Below are 18,271 nucleotides of genomic sequence, written 5' to 3' on the forward strand. Positions count from 1 at the left end.
GGTTCAGGGGCGGGAAATCCGGGTTGCGCCGCTGTTGCGGCGGGGGCGAGTGTTGCCGCAACGGTCAGAGACATCCGAGGGCGGCGTGATCGAGCGGGGTTTACGGGCCATACCCGGATGAGGCGACATCGCGTCCGCGTCCGCGGCTGCGGTCACCGGATCCCGGACCGGTCAATTGCCGCAGCGCGCACCATAGACCGAGATGCGGGCTTGGCTGTCCTGCACCGATCCGGACCCAAAGACTGATTCATCGCTGCTCCAACCCTTTATCAAGGGCTTTCCCGAATAGGGTTTTCGGTCAGACATGTTCACGGCGCAGGGTCTCGACGCGGCGGTTTATTCCGCCGATCAGGTGGCGGTAGACCCACATTCGAAAACCGTCGGGCTTGTTTCTGTAACTCTCGCTTGCGTAATAGTCCGACGGATCATCCCAAATGCCGTGGTCATCGGTTACCGCAGCCATTTGCTGATAGGCCTCGTCGTCGAGGTTCAACTCGGCACTGGCCTCTCCATCCTTCAGCGCAACGGAATAGCCCACTGACCAGCCCAATTTCCTGACCTTTGCCTTGGCCGCATCGAACAACGTCCGATCATTGATAAAGGTGTCAATGCGCCGCCAGCGTCCGTCGATCTCGACTTCGATCCACGAATGCGAAATCTCTTTCGGCATCAACCAATATGCCAGCCCTCTGAAAAAGCCTTTTTGAATGTCTTTTGAAATCAGCGAAAAATGGATGCGCGCCGGTATGCCCGCTGCCCTGCAAAGGGCAAGCAGCAGCGTCGCCTTGGTGTTGCACTGACCATACCCAAGTCGGATCGTGTCTGACGCTTTCATGAAGTCGCCATCCACAGGGAATCCAAATCGGATATCGTCGCGCACGTAATGGAAAATCCGGTCGAGCTTGGCGCGCGGCGTTGTCTCGGATCGGGTCAACGTATCCGCCAACTCTTTGATGGCCGGATGATCGTGGTCAGCAAATTGGGTCATGGGCGCATGCTATCAAATCCGGCATCCGCGACAATGACGCACGTCAACGGTCACTTTGCGGCGTCCCACCATCGTGTGTCAAAGAGCACACCGAGGGCCGGCGCGCATGGCGCACCTGTCGCGGTCGAGGCTGGATGCCAGCTGTCAGACGGTCGCGCGAGCCGACTTTGCCCGCCAGGCCGTCGCTGCAACAAAACGCGGATCGGACAGGACGGCGGCGGACGCCGCCTGCCGTCGGGGTTAACGGCAGGGAAGGGTGCCGCCATCGGTTTCTGCAGGGCTGGTCCCGGTCAGATAGGACCATGCGACCGCCTCTGCCGTGAAATCCAGCTTCAAGACCCCGGTGGTGCCGGTGATCAGCCGCTCCGAGACGTCGGCGGGTACGATTTTTTTCGACGTCGATTTCCCCCCTGCGCCGACGACGAAGGTCACTGTGCCCGAATCGGAAGGCGTGCCTGTCGCGTCCAGCGGTCGGGTGCGTTCGTAGAAGTGATTATGCCCGTTCAGGACCAGACGCGCCCCCTGATCGGCCAGCAAGCCGAAGAGGTGCCGGGCGTTTTCGAACCCGCTGCGCGTCACGGTCGAATATGCCGGTCTGTGATAGAAGGCCGCGATGCAGCTGTCGGGGTGTTCGGCAACCACCGCCCCGAGCCAGTTGGCCTGCGCCGACCCGGGCGACGCGTCGACTTCGCTGTTCAGGGACAGAACCAGCCAGTTTCCGGCCAGCAGCGCGTAGTATCCCGCTCGGTCCGGTCCGGCCCGGTCCCGCCAATAGTCGAAATAACCGTATGCATTGGTGGACAGGTATTCATGGTTGCCGGGGACCGGCCATGTCCGAAGCTTCGCGGTGCCCCAATAGGGATGGTAGCAATCCTCAAAGCCAATCGGTTCGCCGCGATTGTAGGTCAGATCGCCCAGGGCAAGAACCCAGGCGTCGGGATAGCGGTCGAGAATGCGCGTCGTCTCGACCATGCCGTCGTTGGGAATGGCGTCGGACCGGGCGAGACCCACGGAAAACCGAAGATTGCTGGCCGTGCGTTGCAGCGCGTTGCCATTCTCGCATTCGGCGATGTCTCCGGCGGCCAGAACCGAAAACTCGGGGCCCGTATCCAACCTGTGAACCCGATAGCCGTCGTAGAGGTCGGAGGGTTCCGGATCGCTCAAGGTGCGGACGCCCGATGTTGCCAACGACAGGATCTGGCCTTCCGTTGCCGCGACCAGAACGAGGATCGACGTCACTGCCAGCAGGGTGCGCAATAGTGTCTTTTTCATCATGCTCTCCTTTGGGAGAGCCGTAGATCTGCCGCGCTGTTGGACGCCTTGCCGGAAGCTTACGGATCGGTAATGTCCGCGTGTCCGGACCGCGCGGGGGCCGCGCCGCGCCCGGGTTTCGGGGGCGCTGGCCCATGTCGCTGTCGGTGGACGGCCGCCGTTTCTATACCGATCGTTAACAATTCGATGATGGTGGGCCTGTCCGAACTTCGGTATTTCTGCGTCAACCGAAGGAGTTTGGCGCGTATGCGGGTGCTTGTGGTAGAGGATGATCGCGAGACGGCCGAGTATATCTGCTCAAGCCTGAAAGCGCTGGGGCATGTCACGAAACATGCCACCGACGGCAGGCAGGGCTTTCTCGACGCGCTGGACGAGGATTTCGATGTCATGGTCTTCGACCGGATGCTGCCGGGGCTGGACGGGCTGACGTTGATCAAGTCGGTGCGCGGCGCCAACGTCGCCACGCCGATCCTGTTTCTCAGCGCGCTTGGCGGGCTGAACGACCGGGTGGACGGTCTGGAAGCGGGGGCCGACGATTATCTGGTGAAGCCCTTTGCCTTTTCCGAACTGTCCGCGCGCCTGACCGCGCTTGCGCGCAGGCCCCCCATACAGGCCGAGGAGACGCGATTGCAGGTTGCCGATCTGGAGATCGATCTGATCCGTCATTCGGTGCGCCGCGCCGAGGAAGACATCGCCTTGCAACCCCGCGAGTTTCGCCTTCTGATCTACCTGATGAAAAATGCCGACCGGGTCGTCACCCGCACCATGTTGCTGGAAGCGGTCTGGGACTTTCACTTCGATCCGAACACCAACGTCGTGGAAACCCATATCAGCCGGTTGCGCAACAAGATCGACAAGCCGTTCGACAGGCCGCTCATCCATACGATCCGCGGGACGGGATACAGCCTTCATGGCTGATCCGCGCCACCGCTGGCCGTCGTTCCTGCGGACCTCGAACAGGCTGTCGCTGCAATACTCGTTTCTCTACGCGGTCCTGTCGGCGCTGGTCTTTGCGGTGGCCTACTGGTCCACCCAGTACGAGGTCCGCGACTGGGTGCTGGACCAGATGCGAGGCGACGCCAGGACGCTTTCGGCAATCTTCCGCGACGATGGCCCGGACGCCCTGATCGACCGGGTCGGCGCGCTGGCCGAGGTCAGCTTCGAGAATACCCGGATCTTCCAGCTCGCCACGCCCGAAGGCGACATGGTGTCGGGAAACCTGTTGACCGCGTTTGTCGAACCTCCGCCGGATTTCCTGTCGGCAGAGGATATCGAGACCACGGGGGGCGCCCATGACGAGGTCGAGGGCTACTGGATGCGGGTCGACCGGATCGGGCCCTATGTGCTTGTCCAGGGGTCGGGCGACCACATGGTAGCAGAGATACTGGAGGCGCTGGGGCTTTCGCTGCTTGTCGGGTATCTGGCGGTGATCGTGCTGGGGCTGATCTTCGGGGTGCGGGTCGGGCGCATCACCGAGCAGCGGATCACCGCGATATCCAACACCTTGGCGCGCGTCTCGTCGGGCGATCTTGCCGCGCGGGTTCCCACAGCGGCGCGCGCGCAGGACGATCTGGCGCGAGTGTCCGGCGATATCAACGCGATGCTCGACCAGATCCGGCGTCTGCTTGAAAGTCAGGAACAGATCTCGAACGATATCGCCCACGACATGCGGACGCCGCTTCAGCACCTGCGGCAACGTCTTGAGACCCTGTTGAACAGCCCCGAGATCCGGCCCGATGACGTGGCCGCGAGCCTGGAGCAGACCGAAGATATCATCGCGACCTTCAACGCGCTTCTGCGCATTGCCCAGATCGAGGCCGGAAACCGGCGCGAAAGGTTCGAGCCGACCGATCTGGCGCGGATCATCGCCAATGTCGCGGAGGTGTTCGACCCTGCCGCCGAAGACGAAGGGGTGGTGCTGACCACGGATGTGCCGACGACCCCGCTTGAGGTGTTCGGCGACCGAGGGCTGCTGACGCAGATGCTGTCGAACCTGGTCGAGAACGCGATCAAGCATTGCCCCCCGGACACAACCGTCGAGATTGCCGGCCGGGCCACCGCTTCGGGCATCATCCTGCGGGTCGCGGACAGCGGGCCGGGCATTCCCGACAAGGATCGAGAGCGCATCTTCCAGCGGTTCTTTCGGGGCGAGAAAAGCAGGAACAGCCCCGGAAACGGCCTTGGTCTGGCGCTGGTCAAGGCAATCGCCGACATGCACGATGCATCGGTCAGCGTGTCCGACAACGCGCCCGGCACCGTCTTCGAGATCCGTTTCCGTGGTCGCGCCGGGGCCGGTGCCGGGGGGACGGCTTGCCTTTAGCCCGTGTCTGCGGCGTAAGGTAGGCGCGCGCGGTGCCGGTCGCGCGCGTCGCGGACCAAACCGCCGCGACCGCGCCCGGTCCTGCCCCGAACACGCGGAGAGCCCATGCCCTTGACCATGAACCGAGACGTCTTCATCACCTGCGCCGTCACCGGGTCAGGCGGCACGCAGGACAAGTCCCGCCACGTGCCGCGCAGCCCCGCAGAGATCGCCGCCAGCGCAATCGACGCGGCCAGGGCGGGTGCCGCCATCGTCCATTGCCATGTGCGCGACCCGGACACCGGCGCGCCGTCGCGCAGGCTCGATCTGTACCGCGAGGTGACCCAGCGCATTCGCGAAGCCGATGTCGATGTGGTGCTGAACCTCACGGCGGGGATGGGCGGCGACATGGTCTTTGGGTCGACCGAGGCACCGCTGCCGGTCAACGCGGCGGCGACCGACATGATCGGTGCTGCCGAACGGATGGCCCATGTGGCGCAATGCCTGCCCGAGATCTGCACGCTCGATTGCGGCACGATGAACTTTTCGGAAGCCGATTACGTCATGACCAACACCCCCGGCATGCTGCGCGCCATGGGTCAAATGATGACAGACCTTGGCGTGCGGCCCGAGATCGAGGCCTTCGACACCGGTCATCTGTGGTTCGCCCGCGAACTGGTGCGCGAGGGCGTCCTGACTTCCCCGGCGCTGGTGCAGCTGTGCATGGGGGTGCCATGGGGCGCGCCGAACGACCTCAACACCTTCATGGCGATGGTCAACAACGTGCCGCCCGACTGGACCTGGTCGGCCTTTTCGCTGGGTCGCGACCAGATGCCCTATGTGGCAGCATCGGTGCTGGCAGGTGGCCATGTGCGCGTCGGGCTGGAGGATAACCTGTTTCTCGACAGGGGCGTGCTGGCTACCAATGCGCAGCTTGTGGAACGGGCGGTCGGCATCGTTGAGGGGATGGGCGCGCGCGTCATCGGCCCCGAAGCCGTGCGCGAACGGCTGGGCCTGGTGAAACGGGATCCGACATGACCGCCGCGCGCAAGGCGACAATTGTCGGCGGCGGCGTCATCGGCGGCGGCTGGGCCGCGCGCTTTTTGCTCAATGGCTGGGATGTGGCGCTGTTCGATCCGGACCCCGAGGCCGCGCGCAAGGTCGATGAGGTGATCGCCAATGCCCGCCGCAGCCTGCCCGCGCTCTATGACGTGGCGTTGCCCGGGGAAGGGCGGCTTGGCGTTCACAGCGATATGGCCGAGGCGCTGGCGGGGGCCGACTGGGTACAGGAAAGCGTACCCGAGCGGCTCGACCTCAAGCACCGGGTGCTGGGTGCGATCTGCGCCGCGGCACCGGACGGGGCGGTGATCGGGTCCTCGACATCGGGCTTCAAGCCGTCCGAGCTGAACGCCGGGGGCGCGCGGGCCATCGTCGCCCATCCGTTCAACCCGGTCTATCTGCTGCCGCTGGTGGAGTTGGTGGGCGACGCGGCACGCACCGGGCCCGCCGCCGACATCCTGCGCGACATCGGCATGTGCCCGTTGGTCGTCCGCAAGGAGATCGACGCCCATATCGCCGATCGTCTGCTCGAGGCGGTCTGGCGCGAGGCGCTGTGGCTGGTCAGGGACGGCATCGCCACCACCGGTGAGATAGACGACGCGATCCGCATGGGGTTCGGGCTCAGATGGGCGCAGATGGGCCTCTTCGAGACCTATCGCATCGCCGGTGGCGAGGCCGGGATGACGCATTTTCTGGCGCAATTCGGCCCGTGCCTGACATGGCCCTGGACCAAGCTGATGGATGTGCCCGATCTGGACGACTCCCTGGTGGCGCGGATCGCCGCGCAGTCCGATGCGCAGTCGGGGGCGATGTCGATCCGTGCGCTCGAGCGTCTGCGCGACGACAACCTTGTCGGCATCATGCGCAGTCTGCGCGCGTCCGGCTCTGGCGCGGGGGTCGTTCTGACCGCGCATGAGGCGCGCCTGACCGGTCCCGCGCGCCCCGGTCCCGCGCCCGAGGACGCACCCGGGGATGCGGTCGGGGATACGGCGCTGCCGGTCACGGTCACGCGGCAGGTGCCGGTGACCTGGACCGATTACAACGGCCACATGAACGAGACGCATTACCTCGAGGTTGCTTCGCAGGCGACGGATCGCTTCATGGAGATGATTGGCGCGGATGCGGCCTATGTCGCAAGCGGGCGCAGTTATTTCACCGTGGAAAGCCATGTGCGTTACCTTGCCGAGGTCACGGCGGGCCAGCGGCTGCGCGTGACGACGCAGGTGCTGGCGGGACAGGGCAGGAAGATGCACCTGTTTCACCGGCTCTGGCAGGGCGCCACGCTGGCCGCGACGGTCGAGACGCTGCTGTTGCACATGGATCTGGCCGCGCGCCGCAGCAGTGAGCCCGAAAGCGCCGTCGCGCGGGCGCTGGAGACTGTCCGGCGCGCCCATGCCGGGTTGGCTGTTCCGCAGGGCGCGGGGCGGCGCGTGGGCCAGTCGCAACGCGCGCCCTAGGCGCCCGCGATCATTCGCATCAGTGCCGGGCCGAACAGCACAAAGACGATCCCGGCAAGCCCGATGGCAAGGCCCAGCGGAAAGCCGGTCCGGTCCGAGATCGCCCGCCACCGGGTCGGGCGGGTGCCCGCGCCGCGCCGTGTCAGGTAGAGTGCCGCCACCGAGGCGAAGATCGACAGCGACAGGATCACCGCGAACAGCGCCAGCGCGTCCACCGGGATCAGCAGGGTCAGCGCGGTCATCAGCTTCACGTCGCCGCCCCCCATCAGGCGGCGCGCGAAAAGCAGCAGGCTGGCCGCGAACACCGCAACGGCGGCAACGAGACGCCAGGCCAGTTCGCTCCAGCCGACCGATCCCGGCAGGCTGACCAGCGCCACGATGACAAACAGCGTGACCAGCCAGTTGGGAATGCGCATGAACCGCATGTCATACAGGATCACCGCGACCAGCAGCGGCACCACGAGCCATGCCACCGAAATCGCGGGCAGGCCGGTCACTCGGTCCGGCCCCTTGTTTCGTTGATCAGGGCGATCAGGCGTTTCTGCCCGTCGGTGCCGGTCTTGGCATAGATGTTGCGCAGATGCGTGCGGATCGTCGAGACCGAGAGGTCCAGCGTTTCGGCAATGTCCCGGGCGCTGTCACCCCCGGCCAGAACCTGACAGACGCGCTGTTCCGCCCGGCTCAGCCCGGCGGGATTGTGCGGCCCGAGAAGGTCGGCACCGCCCGGCAGGACAGGCGCGGTCCGACCGCGCGAAAATTCCCGGATCTGCCGCGAGATCAGGCCGGTGGCGCGGTTTTCCCAGGCATGGGCCATCGCCGCAGAGATCAGCACGTCGGGCAATTCGGGCACGCTGGTGTGGGGGGTGCGATACGCCACCTCGAGCGCATCAACGGTGTGATCGGCCACGCCCAGCACGATCAGGTGGCATTCGGCAATGTCCGGGCGGGCGTCCCATTCGCGCCCGGCCCGCGACTGCGCAAAGCCCGGCTCCGCCCGCAACCGGCTCAACCGCAGGATCGCCCCGGGCAAGAGGGCCGCGGCATCGGTCTGCCGCACGTGATGCAGCAAGCTGCCGCTGCCAATGTCGGGCTTTGCGCCATCGATCGACCGGCAGGCCGCCGACACCGGCAGCGGGCGGTCATGGTCGAACCGGAACAGCACGATGTTGCAGGCGTCGAGTTGCCGGATCATCACCGCGAGAACGTCGCGCATGTCGTAGCGCCCGCAAAGCGCCGCGTTCCAGTTGTTGATCAGATCGAAGCTGCGGGCGAGGCGGAAGTGCAGGTCGGTCGCATCCGGGAAAGGTGTCTGCTGGCTGCGATCCTTGAGATTGCGGTGGGGCACTGGGGTGGGTCCTTGGGGTCGACGGGTGGGTCAGGCCTAACATGCCAGCCGACAATCAACAGCGCCAACGTTAAGTCAACGTCCTATGATCGCTTGCATTCTTTGCGACGCGGGTCCGCGGGAATTGTGGCAGACCGGTCCCATTTGCGGCCAAAGCTTCGCGCAAACGCCTTGATATGGCCCCGCTCGCTCATCCGTCTGAACGATGCCGGAGGCGCGAAACTCGGCTAAATTTGATCTATCGCAAGTCTAGCCTTCCCAAGGCGAAACAGATCAATCCCTTCAGGCCCCTCGCGCCACAATTCAGGAAAACGACCATGAAAACCCAGATCCAGACCCTCTTCCAACGCCTTCGCAGCTGCGAACAAGGTGCAACCCTCGTGGAATACGGCATTGCGCTGGCTGTTGCCGCCGCTGTCGGCGTCGGCGGGTTCACCGCCCTTGGCGGCAAGGTCTCGGGCAATGTCACCGCCGCGTCCTCGGCCTTCGACGAAGCCCCCGCAGAAGGCGGAACCTAAGCGCGCTGGCCTGAGCAACGGTTCGCCAGCGCTCAGGCCCTTCCGCTTCGTGCAAGTCATCGCCCAACGCGGCCCCTGGGCGCGTTGGGCTTTGCAGTCTTAACCCCGTAGAAAAGGTGTGTCCGCGTGTCTCTTCGTTCGGTCATCACAAGGTTTCGTGACGACGAAAACGGAAGCATCCTGCTTCTGGGTGCGGTCACGCTCGCGCTGATGCTGGGCATGGTCGGCTTCATCCTGGATTACGGCCGCAGGGCCAGCACACATGCCGAATTGCAGAATTTCGCGGACTCGGTCAGCCTGGCCGCCGCGGCCGAGCTGGACGGACGCGCCGACGCGATCAGCCGCGCCACCACCGCCGCCAATTCCCTGATCGCCGACCGTCAGACCTTTGCGCAGGGTGCGCGTCTGCTGGGCGCGGCGGACATCGTCGACCTGAGCTTTTACCGACCGGACGCGACGGGCGGTTTTACCCGTGATGCGGGCTTTGCCACCACCAACCCGCACAGCGCCCGCTATGTTGCGGTGCAACTGGCCGAGCGGTCGGTTCTGGCGGGTCTTTCGGCGGCGTTCCGGCGCTATAGCGGCGATGACAGCGTCAATGCGGACATCGGTGCCTATGCCGCCGCCGGGTTTTCGCTGGAAGCCTGCAACGTCGCACCGGTGTCGGTGTGCCTGCCGACGATCGATTTCGATGCGGGCAGCAGCATCGGCCAGACGCTGACACTGGATACCAACATCACCCTCGATCTGCTTCAGCCCGGGCAGATCGGCCTTGTCGACACGCTGACCGGTTCGCTTGACGGTCTGAACGTGTGCGCGGGCCTTCTGGGCGGCAGCCTCGATGCCTGCCTTTTGGCAGCGCGGGAGCCTGAATCGGCCTGCGCCGGGCAGGGCGGGCTGCGCCTGTCGGCCAGTCTTGACGGGACCGGGGTGCTGAACGCGATCAATACCCGCTTCGGCCAGTTCACCGGCGTCGCCACCGGCCTGCTTGGCGACCCGGACTTTTCCGGCGCGCCCAGCGTGTTGCAGGGGCTGACCGACACCGCCGGGCTGTGTCTGCCGCTGGGCGAGGCGGCCAACGACGCCAGCCTTCCCGCCGACGATTGCGTCGAAAGCGGCGGTTGCAGCATCCAGGGCGATGGCAACTGGGACGATGGGCGACTGGCCTATATCAACGCGCATTACGGCGGCACCGATCCGCATCCCGACGCCGACACCCGGTTCGAGTTCTATCTGGCAGAGCTGGCCGCTTCGGGCAGCGTAGAGGCGCCGGACTCGCTGCTGTCGACGCTGGACGAGACGCTGGGCGGGTTGCTGGGCGGCCTGACCGGTGGTCTGGGCGGCCTTCTGGGCGGCGGCAGCCCCGCCGAGCCGAATTACTGCGCCCCGCAGAGCGACCCTGACCCCACGCGCCGCCTGATGGTCGTGGCCGGGATCGATTGTCTGTCCGCGAATATCGACGCCCGGGTCTCGACCGCGCCGGTCCAGCAGTTCTTCGAGGTCTTCAACCTCGGCCCCGGCGACGGCGGCGAGCTGAAGGTCGAGATCACCGCCTGCCTCGGCGGCAGCTGCGGCGAAGGCAACCTCGGGACCGAAGTCAACGACGTGGTGAGGTTGGTGGAATGACCCGTCACCTCGTCATATTCTGGCGCGCGCAGAGCGGGGCGGCGATCGTCGAGTTCGCGCTGATCCTGCCGCTGATGCTGATGTTCCTCGGGCTGTCGATCGAAGGCGCGCGGATGTTCTGGGCGTTCCAGACCACGGTTGCGGGCGTCCAGGACGCCACCCGCTACCTGTCGCGGGCGATGCCGTCGGATTCGTGCAGCGCCGGGCGCAGCACCGACGAATGGAACACCCGGCTGGGCGAGATCGTGCGCACCAGCCAGTCCGGCGACAGCCCGTTCCCGCAATCGGTGACGATCACCGATGTCAGCGCGTCGCTGGCGTGCATCTCGGGGTCCTATCGCGGCGGCGATGTCGGCGTGGCCAGCGTGACCGCGACGCTGCAGATGACCTTTCCTCTGGCGGGCATGATCGCGCTTGTGGGCGGCAGCTTTCCGACCGTCACCACCAGCGTCAGCGACAGCGCGCGGGTGCTGAGCCGATGATCCGCACCGCGCACACATATCTCCGTCGCTTCGCGCGGCGCGAAGACGGGGCCTTCCTGATCGAGTTCGCCGTGGTGGTGCCGATACTGCTGTTCCTGCTGTTCGGGCTGATCGATTTTGCCCGGCTGGGTCTGGCCAATGTCATTGCCGACAAGGCCACCGAACGCGCGGTGCGCATGGCCACGGTGCGCCCGGCCGCCTGTCCCAACGTGCCCGCGCTGGTCAATCGCGGGCTGGTGGGGCAACTGTCGCTCGATCTGCGCAACGGCACCGCCTGCACGGCCCGCACCGGACTGTGCCAGGACCACGGCACGGTCAGCTGCACCGGCACGCTGGACAACCCCACGGCGGCAGAGATCTGGGCGCAGGTCAGCCCGATGATGCCGACCGGTGCCGCGCCGGAAAACCTGCGCTTTTCCTATTCGTTCGACGAAAGCCTCAACCGCGTCGGCACGCCCTATGCGCCGATCGTCACCGTCGAGATCGTCGATCTGACCTTTGATTTCATTTCCCCGTTGGGCGCGCTGGCCGACTTCGCCGCCGGCACATCGGGGTCCACACTCGGGCAGAGCTTCACCTTTGCCGGGATGAGCGCGTCACTGCCCTCGGAAGACCTAAGATAGGATCAAGACCATGAGCATTGCACAAAAAGATATCGAACTTCAGACAGCGCAAGCGATCATGACGGAGCCCGAACTGGCGCAGATCCTGATCATCGCACGGTCGCAGGCGCTGCTGGATACGCTGAGCCGGGAAATGGCGTCGGATGCCAATGTGCAGGGCCACACGGTCTGCGCGGAATTTCCGGAAGTGGTCCGGTCCGACGGGCAGAACTGGGACCTGCTGAACTTCGTGGTCTTCGAGCTTGGCTGCGACATGGATGCCGATCTGGAGGCGGTGCGCAGGCTGCACGGACGCACCGGGGGCACGCTGCCCTGCATCGCGGTCAGCCCGACGCCGGTCGCCGATCCGCTGAAGGCAGAATATCTTGCGGCGGGCGTCGCGGAGGTTCTGGTGCTGAGCGCGCCCGCATCCGGCATCGGGGCCGAGGCCCCCGCGTCGGATTCAGCGCCTGCGTCTGTGCCGGATTCAGGGCCAGTGTCTGGGCCGGAGCCGGTGGCAGCAAAGGCCGAAGCGCCGTCCGAGCCCGCCGCGATCACGGCAGAGCCAGCCGAGCCGCATTGCGCGCCCGACCCGGACGCGGCCACCGCGCCGCAGTCTGCGGATGTGGTCGAGGACGTGGCCGAGGACGCGCCCGCGGCGGGGGGCGACGTGACCGTCGTGCTGCGCGCCCGGGGCGGGGCCGGGGCCACGACGGTCGCGGTCAACCTGGCCATGGATCTGGCCTCGGGGGCGGCGGCGGGCAGCGTGGCGCTGGTCGATCTCGACCTGCAGAACGGCAGCGTCGGCCTTGCCCTCGATCTTGCCGAAAGCACCGAAGCCACCGCCCTGATCCGCGCCGGATCGCTGCCCACGGGCGCCTTTCTGGACCGGGCGATGGTGCGCCACAGCAGCGGCGTCGACGTACTGACGGCCCCCGATGTCTTCGCCCCGCTCAGTGCCATGACCCCCGCCATGGTCAGCCACCTGATCGCGGCGCTGAAGGCGCGTTACGACCATATCGTGCTCGATCTGCCGCAGGCGGTGCTGGACTGGACCAGCCCGATCCTGGCCGAGGCGTCGCGGGCGCTGATCGTCAGCGACATGTCGGTGCCGTCGGTCAAGCGCGTGCGTCGGCTGATCGACCTGATCAGCGAAGAGCACATGACCCTGCCGATCCGCACCGTGATCAACTTCGAGAAGCGCCCGCTGTTCCCGTCGCAGGTCCACAAGGAGGCCGCCCACCTTATCGGACGGACGCTGGATCACTGGATCCCGAACGAGCCGCGCGCGGCGCGCCGGGCGGTCGACATGGGCGTGCCGATGCGCGTCGGGGCCAAGCGGTCGGGCGCGGCCAAGGCGATCTCGGCGCTCCGCAAATCGCTGTTCACCGAAGTGAAGAAGGGCTGATTGCCATGTTCAGGTCTTTCAACACGGCACCCTATGCGGCCTCCTCGGGTTCCAGTGCCAGTGCTGGTTCCAATGCCGGTGCCGGTGCCGGTGCCGCGCATCCGCCCGCGCGCCAGGCCATGCCCGCCAGCGCCAACGCCACCGACCAGCCGACCCCGAGACGCCGGTCGACCGATATCCGCATCGACCCCAACAGCGCGCTGAAAAGCGTCCTGCACAACCTGCTGCTGGAACAGCTGAACCTCGCGGTGATCGACAAGGTGTCGAAGACCGACCTGCGCAAGCAGATCGCCGGGCTGTCGGCGCAGCATCTGCAGGAGATCGGCAAGTTGATGCCCGGTCCGGCCTTCGAACAGCTGATCGACGAGTTGCTGGACGAGGTGCTGGGGCTTGGACCGCTCGAACCCCTGCTGGCCGATCCGACGGTCTCGGACATTCTGGTCAACGGGCCGGATCATGTCTTCGTGGAACGCGCGGGCATGCTGGAACGCGCGCCGGTGCGGTTTCGCGACGAACGGCATCTGCTGCGCATCATCGACAAGATCGTCTCGAGCGTGGGCCGCAGGATCGACGAAAGCCAGCCCTGGGTCGACGCGCGGCTCGAAGACGGCAGCCGGGTCAACGCCATCATCCGCCCCTGCGCCATCGACGGGGCCAGCCTGTCGATCCGCAAGTTCTCGCGCACGCCGCTGCACATGGACAAGCTGCTGGAGCATGGCGCGCTGAGCAAACCGGCGGCGCAGTTCCTCGAAGCGGTGGTGCGGTCGCGGTTGAACGTGCTGATTTCGGGCGGGACGGGGTCTGGCAAGACCACGATGCTGAACGCGATGTCGGCCTTCATCGACCCGCGGCATCGGATGGTGACCATCGAGGACGCGGCAGAGCTGCAACTGCAGCAGGACCACGTGGTGCGGCTGGAAACCCGGACCGCCAACGCCGAAGGCCAGGGCCGGATTTCGCAGCGCGACCTGGTGATCAACGCCCTGCGGATGCGCCCCGACCGGATCATGCTTGGCGAGGTGCGCGGCAGCGAGGCGTTCGACATGCTGCAGGCGATGAACACCGGGCATGACGGGTCGATGACCACGATCCACGCCAACACCGCCCGCGATGCGGTCAGCCGGCTGGAACAGATGATCATGATGATCGGCGGCGATTTCCCGATCCAGGCGATCCGGTCGCAGATCGCGTCCGGCGTGCAGCTGGTGCTGCAACTCAACCGCATGGCGGACGGCCGCCGCCGGGTCACCTCGATCTCCGAGATCGTCGGCCTCGAGGGCGACATGATCATGATGCAGGACATCTTCACCTTCAAGAAGATGGGCCTCGATGCCGAGGGCAACGTCATGGGCCGGATGATGGCGACCGGCATTCGCCCGCGCTGCTTCGAGGATATCATGGCCGCGGGCGTGCCGCTGGCCGCCGCGTCGTTCCACCCGATGGACGAGGTCGCCTGATGCCCGCAAGCCCCGAAACTCTGACATGGATGGCGGCCGCGCTTGGCGGGGCGTTGCTGCTGGCGCTGGCCCTGCGGCTGGTCTTTGCCCCGGAGACCCGGCAGGAGCAGGTCGCCGCCGCGCGCATCAAGGACCGGCCCGACCGCGCCCGGCAGGACGAGGCCGAAGCCATCATCCTCAAGCAGCGCCAGGCGCGGATCGGGCGCAGCTGGCCGGTGATCGGCAATCCCCGGCTGCTGCTGCGTCACGCCGACATGGAGGGGCGCGAAACCGCGGTTCTGCTGGGTCTGGTCGCGACGGCGCTGGGCGCGTCGGTGGCGCTGATGTTCGTGATGAACGGGGTGCTGGCCGTGGTTCTGGGGACTGTCATCGCCGTCTTCGGCACCATCGCCTATCTAAAGAGCCTGCATCAGAAACGCATCACCGCGCTGACCCGGCAATTGCCCGACGCGCTGGACTTGATGATGCGCGGTCTGCGGGTGGGCCATCCGGTCGGCGCGACGGTGGCGAATGTGGGGCGCACCATGGCCGACCCGATCGGGCGCGAGTTCCGCATCCTGTCCGATCAGATCAGCCATGGCGACTACCTGACCGACGCCTTTGCCGACATGGCCGACCGCGTCGGGCAGGAGGATGTCGAGTACCTGTCGGTGTCGATCACCATCCAGCACGGGTCGGGCGGCAACCTGGCCGACGTGCTGGGCACGCTGTCCAAGGTGGTGCGCGAACGGATCGTCATGCGCCGCCGCATCCGCGCCATTTCGTCCGAGGGGCGACTGTCGGCCTATCTCCTGTCGGCGCTGCCGGTGCTGATCTTCGTGAGCACCTCGCTCAGTTCGCCGGGCTATTACACCGATGTCAGCGACGATCCGGCCTTTCTGCCCATCGCTGTCACCATCGTGGCACTTGTGGTCGGCAACTTTCTGGCGCTGCGCAAGCTGGTCACCTTCAAGTTATGAGGCCTGAGCATGTTCACGGATGACGTCTTCACCACCATGACGATGGGTCAGGACGGGCTGATGATCCTGATCATCGGTTTTGCCGCGGCGCTGCTGATCTTCGGGGCCTTTGGCGTCATGGCGATCCGCAACCCCGGGGCGGCGCGCATGCGGGCCCTGTCGATGGCGCTGAACGGCACCGGCCCGGCGCTGATCCGCGGGCAGGAGGCATCCGCCCCGAATGGCTGGAAAAAGGCACTGATCCCCGAGGACCCCTCGGAGCGCGCGCAGATCCGGTTCCAGCTGGCCAAGGTCGGCTTTGATCGACCGGATTCGGTCGAGCTGTTCTTTCTCATCCGCCTGGTGCTTGCCCTGTCGACCCCGGCCATCGTCTTCGGACTGCTTGGACTTGGGCGCATCGACATGTTGCCCGCGGCGCTGGCACGGGTCGTCGACAATACGTCGGGCCTGACCCTGATGCAGATCGCCGCCATCGGCGCGGCCATCGGGTTCTACGTGCCCGGCTACTGGCTGAACACCCGTATCCGTGAACGGCGTCAGAAGATCATGCTGGCCTTTCCCAACGCCATGGACCTGATCCAGATCTCGGTCGAGGCGGGCATGGGGTTCGATGCCGCTGTCACCCGTGTCGGGCATGAACTGGGCCGCGTGTCGCCCGAACTGGCCTATGAGCTGCTGCTGCTGCAGCTTGAGATACAGGCCGGGCGTGACCGGGAGGTGGCGCTGTTCGACATGGCCGACCGCATGGGCATCGAGGAGGCCAAGTCCTTTGCGCTGGTGATCGTGCAGTCGATGCAGTTCGGCACCAGCCTGACCACCGCGCTCAAGACCTATTCCGCCGAGATGCGCCAGATGCGCGAGCTGGTGGCGCAGGAAAAGGCCAACAAGCTGCCGGTGCAGATGTCCGCTGTGATGTCGGTCCTGATGCTGCCCGCGCTGTTCCTGATCACCCTGACGCCGATCATCATCCGCTATCTCGAGGTCGGCTGACCCGCGCCACCGGGCCGCCGGGTCACCGGGCCACAGGACCGCGACGCCGCCCTGCGCGTGCTGCGCCTGCGATTGATCTGGGTCATGACCAAGCCCGCGGAAAGCAACAATCATCGCACCAGCACGAATCGGTCCGGGCCCAGGCGGGGCACGGGCTTTTTGCGCGCTTTGCGGTTGGGTGACGTCGCCCTGCGCGGCATCTGTCCGTTCAGGGCCAAAAGGGACACGGGATGAAGATCAAGCAATACCTGAAGATCGAGCGCGCCTCGAAGATCAGCAGTTCAGAGGTCGGACGGCTGGGAACGGCCATCCTGTTCATCGTCGGGGTGATGGTCTTCACCGGATCGCAATTCGCCCATGTCGAGCAATCCTACCTGCTGGTCGCCGCCGCCGTCATCGGTGGCTATATGGCGATGAACATCGGGGCCAATGACGTTGCCAACAACGTCGGACCGGCTGTCGGGTCCTTCGCGCTGACGCTGACCGGCGCGATCGTGATCGCCGCGTTCTTCGAATCCGCAGGCGCGCTTCTGGCGGGGGGCGAGGTGGTCAAGACCGTCAAGAACGGCATCATCGATCCCGAAGATCTGGGCAATGGCGACGGCTATGTCTGGGCGATGATGGGCGCGCTGATGGGGGCGGCGATCTGGCTCAACGCGGCGACATGGCTGGGCGCGCCGGTATCGACGACGCATTCCATCGTCGGGGGCGTGATGGGCGCGGGCATCGCCGCCGCCGGATGGGACATCGTCAACTGGAGCTCGGTCACCAGCATCGGCATGAGTTGGGTCATCTCGCCCGTGGTCGGCGGTATCTTTGCCGCGGCTTTCCTTTATGCGCTGAAATCGCTGATCTTTTTCCGCCCGGACCCGATTGCGCAGGCGGTGAAGGTGGTGCCCGTCATGATCGCGATCATGGTCTGGGCCTTCACCACCTACCTCGTGCTCAAGGGGCTCAAGCAGGTGGTCCAGGTGTCGTTCCCGATGGCCCTGGGGCTGGGTCTGCTGGCGGCGCTGCTGTCGCTGGCGGTGGTGCGACCGATGATCCGCCGGATGGGCCCGAAGGTCAGCGCGGACCGGGACGGGGTCAACAGGATGTTCACCATACCGCTGATCTTCTCGGCGGCGCTGCTGAGCTTTGCGCACGGGGCCAACGACGTCGCCAACGCCGTCGGGCCGCTGGCCGGTATCGTCGATGTGCTGAGCGATGGCGATGCCGATGCCAAGGTCGCGATCCCGATCTGGGTGATGGCCATCGGCGCGCTGGGCATATCGGTGGGGCTGGCGCTGTTCGGCCCCAAGCTGATCCGCACGGTCGGCTCGGAGATCACCGAGCTGGACCGGTCGCGGGCCTTCTGCATCGCGCTGTCGGCGGCGATCACGGTGATCGTGGCAAGCCAGCTTGGCATGCCGATCAGTTCGACCCACGTGGCGCTGGGCGCGGTCTTCGGCGTCGGCTTCCTGCGCGAATTCCTTGACCAGCGCATCGGCAAGGTGGTCGAGGATGTCCTCGCCCGCCACGAGGGCGAACCGGATTTCACGGAAACCGAAGCGGTGCTGCGGGATTTCCAGAATGCGCCGGTCGAGGAAAAGCGGCGCATCCTGGCCGAGTTGAAGCGCATGGGCCCCGAGGCGGTGATCCCGGCGGCGCAACGCAAGGAATTGCAGAAGGCGCTGAAGCGGCAACTGGTCAGCCGCGCGTCGCTGCTCAAGATCGTGTCCGCGTGGATCATCACGCTGCCGGTCTCGGGCTTCCTCGCGGCGCTGTTCTACTTCGTGCTGCGGGGGATCATGCTGCCATGAGCCAGCG

17 protein-coding genes are annotated in these 18,271 nt (G+C 65.9%); 13 read left to right on the plus strand and 4 right to left on the minus strand.

All coding sequences use genetic code 11. The features are described from left to right. Positions 1-298: 298 nt before the first annotated feature. Together ACXYMN_RS12155 and ACXYMN_RS12160 are read right to left on the minus strand one after the other, a co-directional pair. Positions 299-988: a transglutaminase-like domain-containing protein gene (locus tag ACXYMN_RS12155; protein ID WP_459013941.1), complete on the minus strand. Its 690-nt coding sequence runs from the start codon at positions 986-988 to the stop codon at positions 299-301. A 240-nt stretch (positions 989-1,228) separates the two neighbouring features. After that, the gene (locus ACXYMN_RS12160; protein WP_459013942.1) at positions 1,229-2,260 is read right to left on the minus strand and encodes a metallophosphoesterase family protein; all 1,032 of its coding nucleotides are present in this window, start codon (positions 2,258-2,260) and stop codon (positions 1,229-1,231) included. Between the two features lie 246 nt (positions 2,261-2,506). Between ACXYMN_RS12160 and ACXYMN_RS12165 the strand changes: the two genes are divergently transcribed. From ACXYMN_RS12165 to ACXYMN_RS12180, 4 genes are all read left to right on the plus strand, one after another. Continuing rightward, positions 2,507-3,178 (plus strand): winged helix-turn-helix domain-containing protein, encoded by a 672-nt coding sequence (locus ACXYMN_RS12165; protein ID WP_459013943.1) that lies wholly within the window; start codon positions 2,507-2,509, stop codon positions 3,176-3,178. Continuing rightward, on the plus strand, positions 3,171-4,580 hold the full coding sequence (locus tag ACXYMN_RS12170; RefSeq protein ID WP_459013944.1) for a sensor histidine kinase: 1,410 nt from the start codon (positions 3,171-3,173) through the stop codon (positions 4,578-4,580). Before ACXYMN_RS12165 ends, ACXYMN_RS12170 begins: the two co-directional genes overlap by 8 nt. Positions 4,581-4,685: 105 nt before the next feature. Then, positions 4,686-5,597, plus strand: a complete 912-nt coding sequence (locus ACXYMN_RS12175; RefSeq protein ID WP_459013945.1) for a beta-keto acid cleavage family enzyme — start codon at positions 4,686-4,688, stop codon at positions 5,595-5,597. Then, positions 5,594-7,075: a carnitine 3-dehydrogenase gene (locus ACXYMN_RS12180; RefSeq protein WP_459013946.1), complete on the plus strand. Its 1,482-nt coding sequence runs from the start codon at positions 5,594-5,596 to the stop codon at positions 7,073-7,075. Before ACXYMN_RS12175 ends, ACXYMN_RS12180 begins: the two co-directional genes overlap by 4 nt. Here the strand turns inward: ACXYMN_RS12180 and ACXYMN_RS12185 are convergent. Next, positions 7,072-7,572, minus strand: coding sequence for an A24 family peptidase (locus ACXYMN_RS12185; RefSeq protein ID WP_459013947.1), 501 nt, complete (start codon positions 7,570-7,572; stop codon positions 7,072-7,074). The genes ACXYMN_RS12180 and ACXYMN_RS12185 overlap by 4 nt on opposite strands. After that, positions 7,569-8,420, minus strand: coding sequence for a helix-turn-helix transcriptional regulator (locus ACXYMN_RS12190; RefSeq protein WP_459013948.1), 852 nt, complete (start codon positions 8,418-8,420; stop codon positions 7,569-7,571). The genes ACXYMN_RS12185 and ACXYMN_RS12190 overlap by 4 nt, the downstream gene beginning before the upstream one ends. Positions 8,421-8,737: 317 nt before the next feature. Between ACXYMN_RS12190 and ACXYMN_RS12195 the strand changes: the two genes are divergently transcribed. From ACXYMN_RS12195 to ACXYMN_RS12235, 9 genes are all read left to right on the plus strand, one after another. Further along, positions 8,738-8,938, plus strand: a complete 201-nt coding sequence (locus ACXYMN_RS12195; protein ID WP_459013949.1) for a Flp family type IVb pilin — start codon at positions 8,738-8,740, stop codon at positions 8,936-8,938. 126 nt (positions 8,939-9,064) lie between these two features. Beyond that, complete coding sequence (locus tag ACXYMN_RS12200) at positions 9,065-10,564, plus strand: pilus assembly protein TadG-related protein (RefSeq protein ID WP_459013950.1); 1,500 nt, start codon at positions 9,065-9,067, stop codon at positions 10,562-10,564. Then, positions 10,561-11,046 carry a TadE/TadG family type IV pilus assembly protein gene (locus ACXYMN_RS12205; protein ID WP_459013951.1) on the plus strand — a complete coding sequence of 162 codons (486 nt, stop codon included), beginning with the start codon at positions 10,561-10,563 and terminating at the stop codon, positions 11,044-11,046. Before ACXYMN_RS12200 ends, ACXYMN_RS12205 begins: the two co-directional genes overlap by 4 nt. Next, a complete protein-coding gene (locus ACXYMN_RS12210; protein ID WP_459013953.1) occupies positions 11,043-11,669 on the plus strand; it encodes a TadE/TadG family type IV pilus assembly protein in 627 nt (208 codons plus the stop codon). The genes ACXYMN_RS12205 and ACXYMN_RS12210 overlap by 4 nt, the downstream gene beginning before the upstream one ends. 10 nt (positions 11,670-11,679) lie before the next feature. After that, a complete protein-coding gene (locus ACXYMN_RS12215; protein WP_459013954.1) occupies positions 11,680-13,056 on the plus strand; it encodes an AAA family ATPase in 1,377 nt (458 codons plus the stop codon). A 5-nt stretch (positions 13,057-13,061) separates the two neighbouring features. Continuing rightward, the gene (locus ACXYMN_RS12220) at positions 13,062-14,513 is read left to right on the plus strand and encodes a CpaF family protein (protein WP_459013955.1); all 1,452 of its coding nucleotides are present in this window, start codon (positions 13,062-13,064) and stop codon (positions 14,511-14,513) included. Beyond that, positions 14,513-15,472 carry a type II secretion system F family protein gene (locus ACXYMN_RS12225; protein WP_459013956.1) on the plus strand — a complete coding sequence of 320 codons (960 nt, stop codon included), beginning with the start codon at positions 14,513-14,515 and terminating at the stop codon, positions 15,470-15,472. The genes ACXYMN_RS12220 and ACXYMN_RS12225 overlap by 1 nt, the downstream gene beginning before the upstream one ends. A 9-nt stretch (positions 15,473-15,481) precedes the next feature. After that, positions 15,482-16,462, plus strand: a complete 981-nt coding sequence (locus ACXYMN_RS12230) for a type II secretion system F family protein (RefSeq protein WP_459013957.1) — start codon at positions 15,482-15,484, stop codon at positions 16,460-16,462. Positions 16,463-16,692: 230 nt separating this feature from the next. Then, positions 16,693-18,264 (plus strand): inorganic phosphate transporter, encoded by a 1,572-nt coding sequence (locus ACXYMN_RS12235; RefSeq protein WP_459013958.1) that lies wholly within the window; start codon positions 16,693-16,695, stop codon positions 18,262-18,264. Positions 18,265-18,271 lie beyond the last annotated feature (7 nt).

It is taken from the genome of Roseivivax sp. CAU 1753 (assembly GCF_054482575.1).

What these genes read in the sequence shown, in the direction of transcription:
- ACXYMN_RS12235 (WP_459013958.1), top strand. Translation starts at nt 16,693, where the DNA reads ATGAAGATCAAGCAATACCTGAAGATCGAGCGCGCCTCGAAGATCAGC.
- ACXYMN_RS12220 (WP_459013955.1), top strand. Translation starts at nt 13,062, where the DNA reads ATGTTCAGGTCTTTCAACACGGCACCCTATGCGGCCTCCTCGGGTTCC.
- ACXYMN_RS12170 (WP_459013944.1), top strand. Translation starts at nt 3,171, where the DNA reads ATGGCTGATCCGCGCCACCGCTGGCCGTCGTTCCTGCGGACCTCGAAC.
- ACXYMN_RS12165 (WP_459013943.1), top strand. Translation starts at nt 2,507, where the DNA reads ATGCGGGTGCTTGTGGTAGAGGATGATCGCGAGACGGCCGAGTATATC.
- ACXYMN_RS12180 (WP_459013946.1), top strand. Translation starts at nt 5,594, where the DNA reads ATGACCGCCGCGCGCAAGGCGACAATTGTCGGCGGCGGCGTCATCGGC.
- ACXYMN_RS12175 (WP_459013945.1), top strand. Translation starts at nt 4,686, where the DNA reads ATGCCCTTGACCATGAACCGAGACGTCTTCATCACCTGCGCCGTCACC.
- ACXYMN_RS12215 (WP_459013954.1), top strand. Translation starts at nt 11,680, where the DNA reads ATGAGCATTGCACAAAAAGATATCGAACTTCAGACAGCGCAAGCGATC.
- ACXYMN_RS12160 (WP_459013942.1), bottom strand. Translation starts at nt 2,260, where the DNA reads ATGAAAAAGACACTATTGCGCACCCTGCTGGCAGTGACGTCGATCCTC.
- ACXYMN_RS12155 (WP_459013941.1), bottom strand. Translation starts at nt 988, where the DNA reads ATGACCCAATTTGCTGACCACGATCATCCGGCCATCAAAGAGTTGGCG.
- ACXYMN_RS12205 (WP_459013951.1), top strand. Translation starts at nt 10,561, where the DNA reads ATGACCCGTCACCTCGTCATATTCTGGCGCGCGCAGAGCGGGGCGGCG.
- ACXYMN_RS12230 (WP_459013957.1), top strand. Translation starts at nt 15,482, where the DNA reads ATGTTCACGGATGACGTCTTCACCACCATGACGATGGGTCAGGACGGG.
- ACXYMN_RS12195 (WP_459013949.1), top strand. Translation starts at nt 8,738, where the DNA reads ATGAAAACCCAGATCCAGACCCTCTTCCAACGCCTTCGCAGCTGCGAA.
- ACXYMN_RS12210 (WP_459013953.1), top strand. Translation starts at nt 11,043, where the DNA reads ATGATCCGCACCGCGCACACATATCTCCGTCGCTTCGCGCGGCGCGAA.
- ACXYMN_RS12225 (WP_459013956.1), top strand. Translation starts at nt 14,513, where the DNA reads ATGCCCGCAAGCCCCGAAACTCTGACATGGATGGCGGCCGCGCTTGGC.